Raw genomic sequence first — 17,734 nt, forward strand, 5'->3', positions numbered from 1 at the left:
CAAAGCCTCGCTTCTCAGATGAAGTGCTTACGCAAACGTTGAGAGAGGAAATCCAGCAGGCTGACGGTGATGATAATGAGCACCATCAGGGCGCAGGTTTGCTGGAACTGGAAACCGCGAATGGCTTCCCATAGCGTCACGCCAATCCCGCCTGCGCCCACCATACCCACCACGGTGGCGGAGCGGACGTTGGATTCGAATCGGTACAGGGAGTAGGAGATCAGCAGCGGCATCACCTGCGGCAGCACGCCGTACAGAATCTCTTCGATTTTGTTGGCGCCGGTCGCGCGGATGCCTTCAACCGGACCGGGCTCGATGGCTTCAACCGCTTCTGAAAGTAGCTTGGAGAGCACGCCGGTGGTGTGAATGAACAGCGCCATTACCCCGGCAAACGGGCCAAGTCCCACGGCGACCACGAACAGCATCGCGAAGACCATTTCGTTGATGGCGCGGCAGGCATCCATCAGGCGACGCATCGGCTGGTACACCCACCACGGCACGATGTTTTCGGCACTCATCAGGCCAAAGGGAATGGAGAGAATGACGGCAAGGGCGGTACCCCAGACGGCGATTTGCAGGGTAATGGCCATCTCGCCGAGGTAGTCCTGCCACTGGCTGAAGTCCGGCGGGAAGAAGTCGGCGGCGAAGGTTGCCATGTTGCCGGAATCTTTGAAGAGCAGCAGCGGATCCATTTCCGCGCCCTTCCAGGAGATAACGAGCACCGCCAGCAGAATGGCCCAGCTAAAGAGCGAGAACCAGCTGCGCTTTGGTGGCGGGACGGTGATGGTTTGCATGTGTTACTCCTTTATCTGTTCTCCCTCTCCCTGTGGGAGAGGGCCGGGGTGAGGGCATCAGCGTGCGCATTTCCCCCTCACCCTAACCCTCTCCCTCAAGGGAGAGGGGACTTGAGTTACTGAACTGCTTTATTCACGCTGGTCATCGCGCTCAGCGCCGCAGTCAGGCGGTCCAGGTCTTCCAGCCTGGCCTGAATTTCAGACACTTTGCTGCTCTTCTCTTCGTCCTTCAGACCTTTGTTGTCCTTCACGCCCTGCATCTCTTTAAACAGTGCCAGCTGGCGAATCGGTACCAGTTGCAGGTCGCTTGAGGCACGGAACGGCGCCCAACCCAGACGTTCCAGTACGGTTTTCTCTTCCGGCGTTTTGCCGTAGTTCATGAAGAAGTCGTACACCTTGTCCTTGGTACTTTCGGAGAGGTTTTTACGCCACACGATAGGGTCGCCCGGGATCAGCGGGGATTTCCAGATAACCTTCAGCTCTTTCAGCTTGTCCGGCGCGGAGGTCTTCAGCTTGTCGAGGTTTTCGGTGTTGTTGGTGGCAACATCCACCTGCTTGTTTGCCACAGCCAGCGCGTTGGTTTCGTGGCTGGCGTTGACAGTGCGCTTAAAGTCGCTGGCAGACGCATTGTTCTTGGCGAAGACGTAATAGCCAGGGACCAGGAAGCCAGAGGTAGAGTTCGGGTCGCCGTTACCAAAGGTCAGATCTTTGCGTTTGGCGAGCATGTCGTTGAGGTTATTGATTGGGCTGTCTTTATTGACGATCAGCACGCTCCAGTAACCCGGGGAGCCATCTGCCGCAACGGTCTGGGCAAAGACCTGACCGTTCGCGCGATCGACGGCTTCCATCGCAGAGAGGTTGCCATACCAGGCGATGTCCACTTTGTTAAAGCGCATCCCCTGGATGATGCCCGCGTAGTCCGGGGCGAAGAAGGCGTTCACTTTGATCCCCAGTTTGGTTTCCATATCTTTCAGGAACGGTTCCCACTGAGGTTTGAGATTCTGCTGTGATTCCGTCGAAATAATGCCGAAGTTCAGTGCTTTTTCCTGTTCTTCCGCGTACGCAGGGCTTAACAGGGTGCTGATGCTGAACATGCTGGTGAAGGCCAGCGCGGCAACGGCTTTGTAGCTCATGTACTTTCCTCGGATCGGGTTGGGTTATGCAGCCTGCGCGTTCTCATCGACGCGATTAATGCTGCGGTAGAGATGGTCGAAACGGTCGTTATCAAACTGCTGGCTTGCGCCATCAAAGAACACATGCCCCTGACGCAGCGCGACGATGCGTTCGCAGTAGCGCAGGGCGTAATCCACCTGATGCAGCGTCACCACAACGGTGATGCCGTCGTTCTGGTTAATGTCGCGCAGGGTTTCCATCACGATGCGGGCGGATTCCGGGTCGAGCGAGGCAATCGGCTCATCGGCCAGGATCACTTTGGCTTTTTGCATCAGCGCACGGGCAATCGCCACGCGCTGCTGCTGACCACCGGACAGGGTGGACACGCGCTGGTGGGCGAAGTGGGCCATACCGACGCGGGTCAGCGCCTGCAACGCCTGTTGTTTCTGTGAAGGGGAGAACCAGCGCAGACAGGTACGCCAGTACGGGGTGCTGCCGAGTGCGCCAATCAGGACGTTTTCCAGCACCGTCAGGCGATTCACCAGGTTGAACTGCTGGAAGATGTAGCCTGTTTGCGCCCGGCTTTTGCGAATATCACGCGCCAGACGGCCTGCGCGCTGCACGGTGTTACCCAGCAGTTCGACATGGCTTTCAGGGGTTTTATCGCCGGTAATAAGACCGCTCAGGTGACGCAGAAGGGTGGATTTACCTGAACCGGATGGGCCCAGCAGTGCCACCATTTCGCCCTGCTGGACGGTCAGATCAACGGCATGAAGAGCCTTATTGTGATGAAAGGTCTTGCTCAGTTTCTCGACGCGGATGACAGTTTGCATGTGCACAGGCCTCAGAATAAATGTGGCCTCATGCTGGCGTATCAATGTGACATTTGGGTTAAGTGCAGGTTGCGGGAAGTTGAATAGTTGACGTGAAAGCGATGACAGTCAGTCCAGGCCCGGTCAGCGCAGCGCCTCCGGGTGCTGTGCCGGATGCGCTGCGCTTATACGGCTTACGACGGCTGTTGCTGCTTAACGACGTTAATCATCCACGGCACGCCGTATTTGTCGGTGACTTTACCAAAACCGTGCGCCCAGAAGGTCTCCTGCCAGGCCATTTCAACATTACCGCCGGCGGCCAGATTATCGAACCAGCGTTTGCCTTCCGCCACGTCCTGGGTGTCGAGCACCAGGGTAAACCCGGCGTACTGCGCTTTACTGCCTGGCGGTAACCCGTCGCTCATCATGATATCGCTGCCTGCGATGCGGACATTCGAGTGAGCAATCGCGGAATCCGGGAATTTCATCCCTGAAGGACAGCCTTCTTCACTGTTGTCGTCTTTTGGCATTTCGCCGAAGGTGATTTTATAGAGAACGTCTGCGCCGACGGCCTGCTGGTAGAAGGCGCTTGCCTCTGCACAGTTGCCGGCGAAAGAGATGTAGGGACTTAATGGCATAATCTTTACCTCAGGTAAAAGAAGCCAGTTAAGTTTAGTTGTTGTAGGCCCGGTAAGCGAAGCGCCACCGGGCGCTTTTGCCGGATGCGCTGCGCTTATCCGGCCTACAAAAAAACAGAAATCAGTTCTTTTTCACGAATTCAGATTTCAGCTTCATTGGGCCAAAACCATCAATTTTGCAGTCAATATTATGGTCGCCTTCAACCAGACGGATATTCTTCACTTTGGTGCCAATCTTCAGCATTGAAGAGCTGCCTTTCACTTTCAGATCTTTAACGACGGTAACACTGTCGCCATCGGCCAGCAGATTACCGTTAGCATCTTTAACGATCAGCGTATCGCTATCCTGTGAAGGTTCTGCATTGTTCCATTCATGGGCGCATTCCGGGCAGATGAACATGCCATTATCTTCGTAAGTGTATTCAGAATTGCATTTCGGGCAGTGTGGGAGTTGCATGTCGGGATCCTCAAAAAAGTGCTTAACGGGCTGGAAAGTGCCAGCTAAATGACGGCATGGTGCCGAAAAAGGCGGCAAGTATAGCGCAAATCCACAATCTTGTCGGTGATATTCCATAATAAAAAAAATACAAAATTTCTGTCGGGAATGACACTTTCTGTCAGTCAGATAAGCGATTCTTACGGCATTAAGACCGTGGAAAACGTTGATGTTAAATATATCGATTATTTGATTACATCAAATTGCTACGCTCCTTCATTTCGGATAAGGTTGAGCAGTAACTTGTTATTTATCCACAGTCTCTAGCGCCATGCAGCAAATGGCGGCGGTGAATTACCTCTCTTTTTAGGTGGGTAAATAATGATGATATATCCTGAAATTTCCTAAAAATGCGCTACGCTTTTTATCTTTTGGTTATCCGACCAGGAGGGGAGTTTTACACGTAATACAATGATAAGAATATAATTCTGATTATCATCAATCAGTTATATTTAAGTGAACATGTTTTCCACACGTGATCATATAAGCCGAAACAGCATAATTAAAACGAAGTGGCTTAATAAAAGTAATAAATTTGCGTTAAGGAAAGGCTTTTATCATGCACACACAGACCATTTTTGAATTAAGCCAGGAAGCGGAACGCTTGCTCCAGCTTGCTTTGCAGAATCTTGATACGTTGAAATCAATGCCAGTAGCGATGCTGGATAGTACGACTGCTGCTATATCTGGTGAAAATAACAACGTTTTACCTTTGCATTTCAGCGCGCGTGGCGTAGAAGCTCAGCAGGCGATGCTGAATAATGAATTACGGAAAATAACCCGTCTTGAAATGGTATTGGCAATTGTTGGAACCATGAAAGCGGGTAAATCGACAACCATTAATGCGATTGTGGGCACGGAGGTCTTACCGAACCGCAATCGCCCCATGACGGCACTGCCCACGCTGATTCGCCATACCCCTGGCCAGAAAGAGCCTGTGCTGCATTTCTTACATGTTGCGCCTATTGATGCCTTGATCCAGCAGCTTCAGCAAAAGCTGTGTAACTCCGATCGCGGCAAACTGACGCGTCGTCTTGAAATTGATAAAGATATGAATGCGCTCCTGGAGCGTATCGAAAAAGGCGAAGCATTTGAAAAACACCACCTTGGTGCGCAACCTATATTTCATTGTCTGAAAAACCTTAACGATCTGGTGAGGTTATCTCAGGCGTTGGGTGTTGATTTCCCGTTTACAGAATATGCCTCCATTGAACATATCCCGGTAATTGAAGTGGAGTTTGTGCATCTTGCCGGTATGGATCCCCACCTGGGGCAATTGACCCTGCTGGATACCCCGGGGCCGAATGAGGCCGGGCAGCCTCATCTGCAAAAAATGCTCAGTGAGCAACTGGCGCGCGCGTCAGCGGTGCTGGCGGTGATGGATTACACCCAGCTTAAATCGATTTCCGATCACGAGGTGCGTCAGGCAATTTCCGCGGTTGGAAAATCGGTGCCACTGTACGCCCTGGTCAATAAGTTCGATCAGAAAGACCGCAACAGCGACGATGAAGAACAAGTCAGGGCGATGATTTCCGGCACGCTGATGAAAGGGAATATCTCACCGGGGCAGATTTACCCGGTTTCTTCGATGTGGGCCTACCTTGCAAACCGTGCCCGTTTTGAGATGGCAGCAAATGGCTGCCTGCCGAATCATCAGGAGCAGCGCTGGGTGCAGGATTTTGCCGAAGCGGCGCTGGGGCGGCGCTGGCGTACGGCTGATTTGGACAATGCCGAGCATATTCGCCATGCGGCGGACCTGCTGTGGGAAGACTCGCTGTTTGAGCAGCCTATCCGTAAGCTGATTTATGCCGCCTATGCTAATGCGTCACTCTTTGCCCTGCGTTCGGCCTCCCACAAGCTGCTGAACTATGCGCAAAACGCCAGGGAGTACCTCGAGTTTCGCTATCAGGGTTTGACGGTTGCTTTTGAGGCGCTCGAGCTGAACATTGCGCGCCTGGAAGAGGATATGGCACTGCTACAGACCCGGCAGAATGTGGTCAGCGATGAAGTACAACATGAGGTCGGCCAGGCGCTGTGCGCTACTGATTACGCTATCGCTCAGCAAAAACTCTGGCTGCAAACGTCGATTGAGCATGTCTTCAGCAACGGCAATATTCTTGATTTGGCGGGGATTGATTCGCGCGATTTACGCCACAAGGCCGAGGAAGGGCTGCAACAGCTGGTGCTGGAAGATGAAGGCCAGGCCCAGATTGTCCTGAGTAAGATCCGCTCGTCCTGCGAACTGATTATGCTGGATGCGCAGAGTAAAATTAGCCGGGAACTGGCGCTGCGCTTTGATCAGCTCGAGTCCACGCTGGCGCGTTCGCTCAATGAGGCGATGCGTCCCATCGAAACGCGTATTAAAGAACAGCTGAGCCACGCCGGGTTCCGCGCGCGGATCAGCTTCCCGGCGTTTCAGGCTAACCAGCTGAATTTCAATACCCGCGCGCTGTTTAATGACGCGATCGCGATGGATGACCGCCCTGCCGGGCCGCCGTCAGGGGCGGGGAGCGTGCGTGAAACGGTTTCCCGCTGGCTGAACAATCCGGGTTGGGGCTGGGAAGATTACGTCGAGACGCGCACCCGATATGTTATCGATGTTGGACTGCTTCATGACAAATTTAAGCAACATATTGATCAGTTTTGTGAACAAATCCGTAAAGCTTTGGCCGCGCAGGTCGATGTCTCTGTTACGGCGGGTATGGCAACGTTCTTTGCAGAATTTTCGTTATGCCTGACCGGGTTACAGGAAAGCTTGCGTGATAGCCTCGCAGTACGGCAGCAAAATGAGCATTCGACCCGAGCGCTCAGTCAGCTGTTGAAGCAAAGTATCACTACTGCGACGTGGATTCAGGAAGATACCCGACTGTTACGCGATGATATTCAAACTCTATTCGCGGCAGAGCAACCATGACAACACAACTACTGGACGGTCCCGGGCGGACGCTGGAGTGTATTCATCCTAAATTTATGGTCGATCTGGTTCAGGGGGTGGACGCGGTGCGTCATGCCCCTTTGGGGCCGCAACAGCTGCAATTTCGTGAGCGTTTGACTCAGGAGATCATGACGCACACCCGGCTGCGGCCCTGGGCGATGGCGGGAATGCTCAACGAAAATGCGGCATTGCGTCTGGGCCTGGCCGAGAAGCTGGCGGGGATGCTCGACCCGGGACACCTGGCGTTGACGCGAATGACGGATAAACTGACCGCGCTACGCCAACAGACTAACCCACGCGCGCCGCAGTCGCCGGCGCTGATGCAGCAATACGACGAACTCTCATCTCATTTTCAGCAGCGCGCAAACTATAAAGAAAAAGCGTTAACACAGCGTGGCCTGACGGTGCAGGCCGGCGAGCACAGCGAACAGATTTTTACCCGCTGGCGCGCCGGGCATTATGACGGCTGGTCACTTGCCGGGCGGTGCTACATCGTGCTGGAGGAGCTACGCTGGGGGCCGTTTGGCGATGCATGTCGCCTGGCAAATGAAGATGTGGCGGAGATGCTCAAAGATAACCTGCGCAGCATGGCGGCAAACTATCTTGCGCAGGGCATTAATGCTTCCCCCGCGACCCGGCATTTTTATCATCAATGGCTGACGACGCCTGCTTCTCCGGGGCTGGTTGATCACAAAGATATGCTGGGATGGCTTGGTGACTGGTGTCAGGCAGATAAACACCCTGTGAGCTGGTCGGTGACGCAGAACTGGCAAACTGTCGCCTTAGGGATGCCGAGACTCTGTTCAGCGAAACGGCTGGTGGATGCCATGGTAGAAGAGATTTTTGGCTGAGGTTCTTGTTACGTACCCTCTCCACACAAGGAGAGGGTATCGTTCGCCACGGCGTATTAGTGATGCAACTCTACCGCTTTTTGTTCCACTTTCTGAGCCTCTACACTCCCGAAGCGTTTAGCGTACAGCGCGGTAATGATCGGCACCAGAATGGCCGTCACAATCACGCTGGCTGCAACCAGCGCCGTCGCTGAGGCGGCAACAGGTTCGAAGGCCGGGTTAATCTGGGCAATAATGACCGGGTTTGCCACGGCAGCCCCCGCGGCTGAAGAGGCGGCAACACCTGCGGTTCCGTTTCCTCCGCCAATCACTCGGTCGGCAATAATCAGTGGGATCCCGGTGATGACGATAACCGCCACGCCCAGCACAATACCCAGCAGGCCAGTATCAAGGATAACGTTCAGGTTGATGGTATTGCCGAGCGCAAAACCAAAGAACGGGATCAGCACTGGCGTCGCTTTGCTGAAGAAATCACGCAGATCGTGGTCAAGGTTACCCAGCGCAAAACCGATCAGGAATGGCAGGATGGCGCCGACAAAGTGATGCGGTTCAAACGTTGCCAGACCCGCAGAGCCGAGGATCAGCATGGTCATGAGTGGGCCGGATTCCAGAGACATCAGGACGAAAGCGCCGGATTCTTCTTTTGTGCCGTACTGGTTCATCAGGCTGGCATATAACCCGCCGTTGGTCATATCCATCGCCGAGACAATAGCCAGAACGGATAATCCGGCAAAGAAACCGGTCTGCACGCCATTCTCAGGAATAAACAGGGCGCAGACCATTGCGACTATCCAGGCTACCGCAATTTTGGTGAGAACCAGCGTCCCTGATTTACGCAAAACGGTCCCTGTTGCGCGTAAATTAATAGAGGCCCCAATACAAAAGAACCATACCGCCAGAATTGGGACCGTACCGGTGATCATCCCTTTCGTGAAACCACCAAAATAAGCCCCGGTATTCGGTGCCAGAGTATTCAGGATCGCACCAAGCACAAGCGGGACCAGCATCATACCGCCAGGAATGCGTTCAATCGTGGCTTTAATTTTCATGTTTAACCCTCACATCTCACCCCGCGTGATTGGCGAAAAAGGCGAAAAAATAATTCAATTAATTCAACGAATTGATGGTTTATGACAGCCGTTAATTCGTTATCCATGCAATAAATTTAAATAAGTGACTTCCGCTTAACGTTCGAAGGAAGCACTCAAAGTGTGGTGTTCGGATTTATGATGCGATCATCGGAATGATGATTCAATGAAAATAAAACAGTGTTTTAGTTATCTAAATCACATATTTTGTGTAAACATTCGCATTGCCGGTTGATAATTAAAAATTCTGTAAATTTGGTGTGAAGAAATGTGGATTGTTTTTTGTTAGGGGAAAAATAATAACCCCCGTAAGGATATTTTTCGGGCGTCATCTGAAAGGGTACAAAGGAGGGATAATTGACAATTCCTGAAGGCAGTTGACGAACAGGGGAAATATGTGTGAAGTTGATCACAAATATAAACGCTGGTAGGGTAAAGGAAGTCATTAACTGCCCAGACAGGCGTCAACAGGTTCGGTTGTATAGGCGTAAAACGTCAATGTAAGTAAACCTGCTACGCTTGAAGAGGACATGCGCAAGAGGCGCTCACCTGGTCCACAGACTGCAGGAGTTTCTGTGGGGTGGACAGGGCCAACTCTATGAGGATAGCAATGCTTAAAAGGAAAAAAGTAAAACCCATCACCCTTCGCGATGTCACCATTATTGATGATGCGAAACTGCGTAAAGCGATCACTGCCGCCTCGCTCGGTAATGCGATGGAATGGTTCGATTTCGGTGTCTACGGCTTTGTCGCCTATGCGTTAGGTAAGGTGTTCTTCCCGGGCGCCGACCCCAGCTTGCAGATGATTGCCGCGCTGGGTACGTTCTCCGTACCCTTCCTGATCCGCCCGCTTGGCGGTTTGTTCTTCGGGATGCTCGGCGATAAATACGGTCGCCAGAAAATACTCGCCATTACCATTGTGATTATGTCGATCAGTACGTTCTGTATCGGCCTGATACCGTCTTATGCCTCCATCGGCATCTGGGCACCCATTCTGCTGCTGCTCTGTAAGATGGCGCAGGGCTTCTCTGTGGGCGGTGAATACACCGGTGCGTCGATCTTCGTCGCGGAGTACTCCCCGGACAGAAAACGCGGCTTTATGGGAAGCTGGCTGGATTTCGGCTCGATTGCCGGGTTTGTGATGGGGGCGGGGGTCGTCGTTCTGATTTCGACCGTCGTGGGCGAAGATAACTTCCTGGACTGGGGCTGGCGTATTCCGTTCTTCCTGGCGCTGCCGCTGGGGATTATCGGTCTGTATCTGCGTCATGCTCTTGAAGAGACCCCAGCGTTCCAGCAGCACGTTGAAAAACTGGAGCAGGGCGATCGTGAAAGCCTTCAGGAAGGTCCGAAAGTCTCGTTCAAAGAGATTGCGACCAAACACTGGCGCAGCCTGCTGGTCTGTATCGGGATGGTGATTTCCACCAACGTGACTTACTACATGCTGCTGACCTACATGCCGAGCTACCTGTCGCATAACCTGCACTACTCGGAAGATCACGGTGTGTTGATCATCATCGCCATCATGGTGGGGATGCTGTTTGTTCAGCCGATTATGGGTCTGATGAGCGACCGTTTTGGCCGTCGACCATTTATCATTCTGGGTAGTGTTGCGCTGTTCCTGCTGGCTATCCCAGCCTTTATCCTGATTAACAGTGATGTGCTGGGGCTGATTTTTGCCGGGCTGCTGATGCTGGCAGTGATCCTCAACTGCTTCATCGGGGTGATGGCGTCTACGTTGCCTGCCATGTTCCCGACGCATATTCGCTACAGTGCGCTGGCCGCCGCGTTTAACATTTCGGTGCTGATTGCCGGTCTGACGCCAACGCTTGCCGCGTCGCTGGTGGAAAGCACGCAGAACCTGATGATGCCGGCCTATTACCTGATGGTTATCGCGGTGATTGGTCTGATTACCGGTTTAACGATGAAGGAAACGGCGAACCTGCCGCTGAAAGGGGCTACGCCTGCGGCATCTGACCTCCAGGAAGCGAAGGAGATCCTGCGCGAGCATCACGATAATATCGAGCAGAAGATTGAAGATATCGATGCCGAGATTGAGGCATTGCAGTTGAAGCGTTCGCGCCTGGTGGATCAGCATCCACGCATCAACGAGTAAGACAGAAAACCCGCCGATGGCGGGTTTTTCTTTATGGGGTTAGCATCCCGCAGCGATGTAATCGCCGTTGGCGCTGATGGGGATAACCGTCAGGAACAGAACCGTTGCAAACAGGATCAACACAATCCCGCCGGCAATTTTGACCACCGGCACCAGCCAGCTCAGGGACGAATTCCCGCCAAAGTACGCGACCGTGCGCTCACGGGCATAACGCACCGCCAGTGACAGACCCATGATCGACAGCGCAGTACCCAGCGCCATGGTCATTACCGCTGCAATTCCCCAGGTCACAATCCCCAGCGCATTAGAGAACATCAAAATCATGATCGCCCCGCTGCACGGACGTGCGCCAATCGCCAGAATCACCCCCAGGCGCGTTTTCCAGTCGCCCTGAGTCAGGTCTGCGCCTACGCCGTGGTGGCCGCAGCCACAATGTTCATCGTGCTGGTGCATAGGCCTGATGGCATTGATGGTCAGTTTTCGCGGGCGCAGGCTTTTCAGCGCCTGGTAAATGACAAAGGCACCGAATGCGCCAATCAGCACCGCACTGATTTTCTCCACATACCAGCGGCTGGTACTGAGATCCCCGGACGCGAGGTTAAACCCGACGGCCAGAATAAAGACAAACAGGATCGCGCTAACGCCCTGCATCAGGCTGCCGAGGAAGGGCACTATCCGGGCAGCCAGTTGACTCTCTTTGTTGGTGCTGAGATAGGTGGTAACAATAAATTTGCCGTGCCCCGGGCCAATCGCGTGCAGCACGCCGTAAAAAAACGCGCCCGTCAGTAGCCATAACCCACCGCTGTACTGATGGTTATTGAGTTGCAGCAGATACATGACAAGGTAGCGATGCAGTGTGATTTGTGTGGCGAGACACCACTGAATAAAGGCATTCCAGTGGGAATGCAGGGTAAAACCTGCTACCAGGAGAGCCAGCAACATCAACCCTGCGGTCGGGATGCGCCAGTCGTAGCTAAGGCGTTGAGTGGTCATGAGTTGGCCTGCAACGGGAGTGGACTCTGCGGGAAGTATAGCAAGTCAGGCGTGGGCGATCTCTGATGGAAGTTACCTGGGGAGTAACGGATTTCCAAAAGCAAAAACCCGCCTTTTGGGCGGGTTCTTTAAATAGTGGTGCCCGGACTCGGAATCGAACCAAGGACACGGGGATTTTCAATCCCCTGCTCTACCGACTGAGCTATCCGGGCAACGGGGCGCATTAAACCGCAATCACGCACGGTCGTCAACATTATTTCGGGAAAAGCTGTTCAACTGCTTAACTTTGCGGCAATCTGTCGGTTTGCGCGGCGAAATTGCACAAATCTTCCAGACAGGTTTGCCGCAGTGTGACAATGCTGATGAGAAGAGGAGGGCAGTATGGCGAACGACTGGCTTGAGCTGCGTCAGCATTCAGACACGGGCATTGAAACGATTAAAGCGCACTTTGAAGGCCATGCGTTTGATCCACACTGGCACGATAGCTACCTGGTCGGCATTACCCTTGCCGGTACTCAGCAGTTTCACTGTCGGCGCGAGCGCCATCGTAGCCATCCCGGGGATGCATTTTTACTGGAGCCAGGTGAGATCCACGACGGGGATGCGCCGGTAGAAGGCGGTTTTACCTATCTGACGTTTTATCTGGATGAACAGTGGCTGACGAAAACGCTTCATGGGCTGTATGACACCGTACCTGGCAGCTATTCGCTGCACTTTGCTCAAACGCTGACGCGAGAGCCGCAGCTGGTGCGTTCGATTGGCGAGACGTTTACCGCGCTTCACAGCGATGAGATGAAAATCGTCCAGCAGAGCACGATGGACGGCCTGCTGGCGCAAATTACCTCCCACTGCCACTGGCGTAAAAGATTACCCTCGCAACTACAGAGCGCGGCGGTGGCCCATCGCGCACGCGATTATCTGTATGCCCATATTGGCGATAACATCGGGTTGTCCGATCTTGCGCGGGAAACCGGGACGGACAGGTTTACCCTGACGCGCTGTTTTAAACGCGAGTTTCACCTTGCTCCGCACGCCTGGCTTATCCAGCTGCGGCTGGCAAAAGCACGCCAGTGCCTGGCGCGCGGAGAACAGCCAGTCGACGTTGCCGCGGCTCTGGGCTTTGCCGACCAAAGCCACCTGGGGCGCTGGTTCCAGCGGGCATACCGTATTTCGCCAGCCCATTACCGTCGGTTGTGCACAAACCTTCCAGACGTTTCCAGAAAATAGCGTCACATTCATGGCTCTTATAAAAAGGAGCCACCTGTGAGTCTGATCCCCTTCCTGCTGTTTGCATTTGTTGCCTCGATAACGCCGGGGCCAACCAATATTCTGGTGCTGACCAACAGCCAACATTTTGGTGTGAAAAATACCGTGCCTGCCATTCTGGGCGGCTGTATTGCCGCGAGTGCCATCGTGTTGATTTCAGGTGCGGGAGCAGGTGAAGTGTTGCGTCAGTATCCGTTGATCCGTCAGGTAATGAGCTGGGCAGGCGTGCTGTGGCTAAGCTGGATGAGTTGGCAGCTGTTTAGCGCGCCCGCGGCGAATCTGTCGTCGAAAAGCCCTAACCGCTTTACCGCCCAGGCAGCGGCGCTATTGCAGGTTGTTAACCCGAAAACCTGGATGATGGCGCTGGCGGTTGTCAGCCTGTTTGCCCCGACAAGCGATAACGCACTGCGCGATATTGCCCTGATGGCGCTGTGGTTTTTGATGATCTCGATTGCGTGTCTGTTGTGCTGGGCGTGGCTTGGCAAAGCGGTGAACAGAATTTTTCGCACCACCGTGGCGATGGTGCGTTTTCAGCGGCTGATGGCGGTGTGCCTGTTGGTTTCAGCCTGGGCCGGGATGCTGGCTTAGGTTAACGCGCCACCTGAACGGCACTGTGCAAAACGCAGAATATCTTCTGCCAGACGGTGCGCCGTATCCACGTCGGCCTGGCTACGGTTCACCAGCATCCGGCTCAGACAGCCTTCCAGCACCAGCTCCATTTGCCTGGCGACCATGGCAGGGTCGTCCACTTCAAGCGTGGTGAGCAGCTCGTGGGTGAAGTCATGCGCCGCCCGTTTCTGCTGATTGGCCAGCTGGTGGATCGGATGCTCAGGGTCGGGGTAGAAGGTACAGGCGGCGATAAACAGGCAGCCAGGGTAACGGTTGTTACTCACGCATTCAGTCAGTGCGGTATAGCGCGCCAGCAATTTTTGCTCAGCTGTCAGCTCTTCATTTAACATGAGCTGCCTGCGCCAGATGTCGACCTGCTGGCTCAGATAGCGCAGGGCGTCATAATGCAGCGCCTCTTTATCGGGCCAGAAACGCTTCAGTTCATCCAGAGGGTAATCGATACGGTCGGCTACCATCTCAAGCGTGGTGCTGGCTATCCCTTGAATCTCAAGCAATTGCAGGGCTTGTCCCAGTACGTCTTCGCGTTGCACGGTGTTCTCCTCCGTTTTTCCCAACGGTTTGTTCCGTCTAAAGTGTCGTTTACGGTTGGCGATCATGCAAATGCGCGCTAAATGCCGCGGCATCCATAAACCCGGTCACGCGTGCCGCGGGCTGCTCCTCGCCCTGTTTATTGAAAAACAGGATGGTGGGCAGGCCGAGCACGTTGAGCTGTTTCAGTAACGCCTTATCCTGCGCGTTGTTCGCCGTGACATTTGCCTGAAGCAACACGGTCTCTTTCAGTGCGCTTTGCACCTGCGGATCGCTAAAGGTGTATTTCTCGAACTCTTTGCAGGCTACACACCAGTCGGCATAGAGATCAAGCATAACGGGCCGGCCATTCGCCTGAGCCAGGGCCGTGTTCAGTTCATCAACGTTCTTAATCTGCGTGAAGTTCAGGTGCGCCTGCGTTTGCGCGGTGGGCGCGCCAAACGCCCAGTCCTGCAATGGACGTACGCTTATCAGTGCGGCGGCCAGCAACAGGATTTGCACCAGGCGCATCCAGGGGTTTTTCGCGCCCAGGCTGGTAATAAATGCCCAGCCAAAGAACGCCACGCCCAGTATTGCCCACAGGCGCAGGCCCCAGATATCGCCGATGATGCGTTCCAGCAGGAACACCGGCAGCGCAAGGATCACAAACCCAAACGCTGTTTTCACGGTTTCCATCCACGGGCCGCTCTTCGGCAGCAGACGGTTGCCGAACACCGTCACCAGGATCAACGGTAAGCCCATGCCGAGTGCGTACAGGTAGAGCGTGCCACCGCCCAGCCACATATTGCCACTCTGTGCGATGTACAGCAGGATGGCGCTCAGCGGTGCCGTGGTGCAAGGCGAACAAATCAGCCCGGCAATGGCACCCATCGCAAACACGCCGCCAGCGGAGCCGCCCTGCTGACGGTTGCTCATCAGCGTTAAGCGGGTTTGCAGCGATGACGGCAGCTGCAGCGTAAACAGGCCAAACATCGACAGCGCCAGCAGGGTAAAGACACCCGCCAGGCCGATAAGCACATACGGATGTTGCAGCGCTGCCTGGAACTGAAGCCCGGCGGCGGCGACCACAAGGCCGAGCGCGGTATAGGTGAGCGCCATTCCCTGCACGTAGATAAAGGCCAGCAGCAGCGCCCGGGCGGTGGACAGCCGTTGTTTACCGCCAAGCACAATGCCGGAAATCAGCGGATACATCGGCAGAACGCAAGGCGTAAAGGCAATGCCGATACCAATCAGTAAAGCCCAGAGTGCGGAGAAGGGAAGCGTAGACCCCGGTTCACTCCCGACGCTCTTCCCGGAAGATTGAGGGGATATGTCGGCGGCCATTTTGACTTCGCTCAGCGGCACGACTTTTGTTTCCGGCGGATAGCAGAAACCGGCGTCCGCACAGCCCTGATAAGTGACCGTCAGCGTGGCGCCTTTATCGGCCTGATTCACCGTCACCGGCACGCTCAGGCGCTGGCGATAGATTTCACTTTTGCCGTAAAACTCGTCTTCGTGCCACTCGCCTTTGGGTAACTGAAGCTGGCCAACGTTCGCCTGGGCAGGGGTAATGCTGACCTGCTTGCGATAGAGGTAATAACCGTCTTTAACCTGCCATGTCAGATTCAGGTCATGCTGGTTTTGCTGGAAATCAAAGACGAACGCCTGGTCGGCGGGAATAAAGTTAGAGCGGCCGGGTGCATCGAATAACCCGGCAAAAGCTGATGTGCTGCACAGCAGCAGGATCAGCGTAAGGACGCGTTGAGCCATGAGAGATAATCGTTATCGCCGTGGACCACCGGGAGTACCAGCAGTTCCGGGGTTTGGTAAGGATGATGAGACTTGAGACAATCGAGGAGCGCCTGCTGATTCACCGTGTTAGTTTTCAGCAGCATTTGTACTTCGTACTCCTGTTCCAGTTTGCCTTCCCAGTAATACAGGGAGGTGGCGCCGGGAAGGAGGGTGACGCAGGCAGCCAGTTTTTCTGCCAGCACTTTAGCGGCAAGATCCTGGGCAGAAGCTTCATCGGGAGCGGTACAAAGCACAACAACAGCGTCTGGTGTATTCACAGGTCGACCTCGTTATCGCGAAAAAAAACACTATACCATGCGAGGGCGCTGCTCATTAATGAATCGGGCCGCAGAGCGACCCGATTTTAACTATTTTTACAACCGTAAAGGATTTACAGCACGACGCCGCCGATGATAAAGCCGAGGATGACGCAAAGCGAAATCGCGACCACACCCGGGATCAGGAACGCGTGGTTAAACACATACTTACCGATACGGGTAGAGCCGGTGTCGTCCATTTCAACCGCCGCCAGCAGGGTTGGGTAAGTCGGCAGTACGAACAGCGCAGACACCGCCGCAAAAGAGGCAATTGCCGTCAGCGGGGTTACGCCCAGCATCAGTGCCGCAGGCATCAGCGCTTTGGTGGTTGCCGCCTGGGAGTACAGCAGCGTGGCAGCGAAGAACAGCACCACAGCCAGCAGCCACGGGTAGTTGTGCAGCAGGTCACCGGCAACGGTCTGGATATCCGCGATATGCGCTTTCACGAAAGTATCACCAAGCCAGGCCACACCCAGTACGCACACGCAGGCGCTCATACCAGACTTAAAGGTGCTCGCATTCAGTACTTCGCCGGTGTCGATTTTACAGGTGATGCTAATCAGCGTGGCGATGGTCAGCATGAACACCACAATCGCTTCGTTACGCGGCAGAACCGGGTTCTGAATCAGCCCCACGGTATCGCTGATGGCGGTGGCGTAGAACATTACAGCCACAATGCCGATCAGGAACAGCAGTACGGAGCGTTTTGCGTGCGGTTTCAGCTCGAAGACCTGGCTGCCGCGCAGTTTCACTTCACCTTTTGCCAGACGCTCCTGATAAACCGGATCGTCTTTCAGTTCGGCACCGAGGAAGTTACACAACACGGCGGTGATCATCACCGCAATCAGCGTGACCGGAATACAGATCCCCAGCAGCGTCAGGTAGCTCACGCCCATTGGCTCCAGGATGCCCGCAAAGAAAACCACGGCAGCGGAAATCGGTGAAGCGGTGATGGCAATCTGGGATGCCACCACGGCGATGGAAAGCGGACGAGACGGGCGAATGCCTTGCTCTTTCGCCACTTCGGTGATCACCGGCAGCGTGGAGAACGCCGTGTGGCCCGTCCCGGCGAGAATGGTCATAAACCACGTCACCAGCGGGGCAAGGAAGGTAATGTATTTTGGATGGCGGCGCAGCATACGTTCCGCCAGGCTCACCAGGTAATCCATACCGCCCGCCACCTGCATGGCAGCGATAGCGGCAATAACGGCCATGATGATTTCGATAACGTCAAAAGGGATTGCGCCGGGTTTGATCTGAAAGATAAGGGTAAGAACGAGCACCCCAAGACCACCGGCAAAACCGATGCCGATACCCCCGAGTCGTGCGCCCAAATAAATCGCCAACAAGACGATAACGAGTTCTGCTCCAAACATAAGTGCCTTCCTTG

The 17,734-nt window shown here is 54.4% G+C and carries 16 protein-coding genes and 1 tRNA gene; 5 read left to right on the top strand and 12 right to left on the bottom strand.

Annotation, left to right across the window (positions count from 1 at the left end; all coding sequences use genetic code 11):
- Positions 1 to 14: 14 nt before the first annotated feature.
- From phnE to N1249_RS01645, 5 genes are all read right to left on the bottom strand, one after another.
- Positions 15 to 794 carry a phosphonate ABC transporter, permease protein PhnE gene (phnE, locus tag N1249_RS01625; RefSeq protein ID WP_014068571.1) on the bottom strand — a complete coding sequence of 260 codons (780 nt, stop codon included), beginning with the start codon at positions 792 to 794 and terminating at the stop codon, positions 15 to 17.
- A 116-nt stretch (positions 795 to 910) separates the two neighbouring features.
- Entirely contained in the window at positions 911 to 1,927 is a 1,017-nt protein-coding gene (phnD, locus tag N1249_RS01630) for a phosphonate ABC transporter substrate-binding protein (RefSeq protein WP_259834008.1), read from the bottom strand.
- Between the two features lie 24 nt (positions 1,928 to 1,951).
- On the bottom strand, positions 1,952 to 2,740 hold the full coding sequence (gene phnC, locus N1249_RS01635) for a phosphonate ABC transporter ATP-binding protein (RefSeq protein WP_259834011.1): 789 nt from the start codon (positions 2,738 to 2,740) through the stop codon (positions 1,952 to 1,954).
- A gap of 173 nt (positions 2,741 to 2,913) precedes the next feature.
- On the bottom strand, positions 2,914 to 3,357 hold the full coding sequence (yjdN, locus tag N1249_RS01640; RefSeq protein ID WP_259834013.1) for a VOC family metalloprotein YjdN: 444 nt from the start codon (positions 3,355 to 3,357) through the stop codon (positions 2,914 to 2,916).
- Positions 3,358 to 3,478: 121 nt separating this feature from the next.
- Positions 3,479 to 3,814 (bottom strand): zinc ribbon domain-containing protein YjdM, encoded by a 336-nt coding sequence (locus tag N1249_RS01645; protein WP_166718297.1) that lies wholly within the window; start codon positions 3,812 to 3,814, stop codon positions 3,479 to 3,481.
- Between the two features lie 598 nt (positions 3,815 to 4,412).
- On the opposite strand from N1249_RS01645, the gene crfC reads away from it, so the two are divergent.
- Together crfC and N1249_RS01655 are read left to right on the top strand one after the other, a co-directional pair.
- Positions 4,413 to 6,767 carry a clamp-binding protein CrfC gene (gene crfC, locus N1249_RS01650; RefSeq protein ID WP_259834016.1) on the top strand — a complete coding sequence of 785 codons (2,355 nt, stop codon included), beginning with the start codon at positions 4,413 to 4,415 and terminating at the stop codon, positions 6,765 to 6,767.
- Positions 6,764 to 7,639, top strand: coding sequence for a diguanylate cyclase regulator RdcB family protein (locus tag N1249_RS01655; protein ID WP_014068577.1), 876 nt, complete (start codon positions 6,764 to 6,766; stop codon positions 7,637 to 7,639). Before crfC ends, N1249_RS01655 begins: the two co-directional genes overlap by 4 nt.
- A 56-nt stretch (positions 7,640 to 7,695) precedes the next feature.
- Here N1249_RS01655 and kdgT read toward each other — a convergent pair whose 3' ends face one another.
- Complete coding sequence (gene kdgT, locus N1249_RS01660) at positions 7,696 to 8,688, bottom strand: 2-keto-3-deoxygluconate transporter (RefSeq protein ID WP_259834018.1); 993 nt, start codon at positions 8,686 to 8,688, stop codon at positions 7,696 to 7,698.
- Positions 8,689 to 9,337: 649 nt separating this feature from the next.
- Here kdgT and proP point away from each other — a divergent pair.
- A complete protein-coding gene (gene proP, locus N1249_RS01665; RefSeq protein ID WP_259834019.1) occupies positions 9,338 to 10,840 on the top strand; it encodes a glycine betaine/L-proline transporter ProP in 1,503 nt (500 codons plus the stop codon).
- A 39-nt stretch (positions 10,841 to 10,879) separates the two neighbouring features.
- On the opposite strand, the gene N1249_RS01670 is transcribed toward proP, so the two are convergent.
- Positions 10,880 to 11,833, bottom strand: a complete 954-nt coding sequence (locus N1249_RS01670) for a nickel/cobalt transporter (protein WP_259834021.1) — start codon at positions 11,831 to 11,833, stop codon at positions 10,880 to 10,882.
- Between the two features lie 136 nt (positions 11,834 to 11,969).
- A tRNA-Phe gene (locus tag N1249_RS01675) sits at positions 11,970 to 12,045 on the bottom strand.
- A 169-nt stretch (positions 12,046 to 12,214) separates the two neighbouring features.
- Between N1249_RS01675 and N1249_RS01680 the strand changes: the two genes are divergently transcribed.
- Both N1249_RS01680 and N1249_RS01685 read left to right on the top strand, forming a co-directional pair.
- Positions 12,215 to 13,060 (top strand): AraC family transcriptional regulator, encoded by an 846-nt coding sequence (locus tag N1249_RS01680; protein WP_166718301.1) that lies wholly within the window; start codon positions 12,215 to 12,217, stop codon positions 13,058 to 13,060.
- Positions 13,061 to 13,096: 36 nt separating this feature from the next.
- Entirely contained in the window at positions 13,097 to 13,687 is a 591-nt protein-coding gene (locus N1249_RS01685) for a LysE family translocator (protein WP_259834024.1), read from the top strand.
- Here N1249_RS01685 and N1249_RS01690 read toward each other — a convergent pair.
- From N1249_RS01690 to N1249_RS01705, 4 genes are all read right to left on the bottom strand, one after another.
- On the bottom strand, positions 13,684 to 14,259 hold the full coding sequence (locus N1249_RS01690) for a transcriptional regulator (RefSeq protein WP_014068583.1): 576 nt from the start codon (positions 14,257 to 14,259) through the stop codon (positions 13,684 to 13,686). The genes N1249_RS01685 and N1249_RS01690 overlap by 4 nt on opposite strands.
- Positions 14,260 to 14,308: 49 nt before the next feature.
- On the bottom strand, positions 14,309 to 16,006 hold the full coding sequence (locus N1249_RS01695) for a protein-disulfide reductase DsbD (RefSeq protein ID WP_259834026.1): 1,698 nt from the start codon (positions 16,004 to 16,006) through the stop codon (positions 14,309 to 14,311).
- The gene (gene cutA, locus N1249_RS01700) at positions 15,982 to 16,305 is read right to left on the bottom strand and encodes a divalent cation tolerance protein CutA (protein ID WP_014068585.1); all 324 of its coding nucleotides are present in this window, start codon (positions 16,303 to 16,305) and stop codon (positions 15,982 to 15,984) included. The genes N1249_RS01695 and cutA overlap by 25 nt, the downstream gene beginning before the upstream one ends.
- Before the next feature lie 113 nt (positions 16,306 to 16,418).
- A complete protein-coding gene (locus tag N1249_RS01705; RefSeq protein ID WP_259834029.1) occupies positions 16,419 to 17,720 on the bottom strand; it encodes an anaerobic C4-dicarboxylate transporter in 1,302 nt (433 codons plus the stop codon).
- Positions 17,721 to 17,734: the final 14 nt, after the last annotated feature.

Source organism: Enterobacter sp. CP102, from assembly GCF_025152625.1.
GTDB lineage: Bacteria > Pseudomonadota > Gammaproteobacteria > Enterobacterales > Enterobacteriaceae > Enterobacter > Enterobacter soli.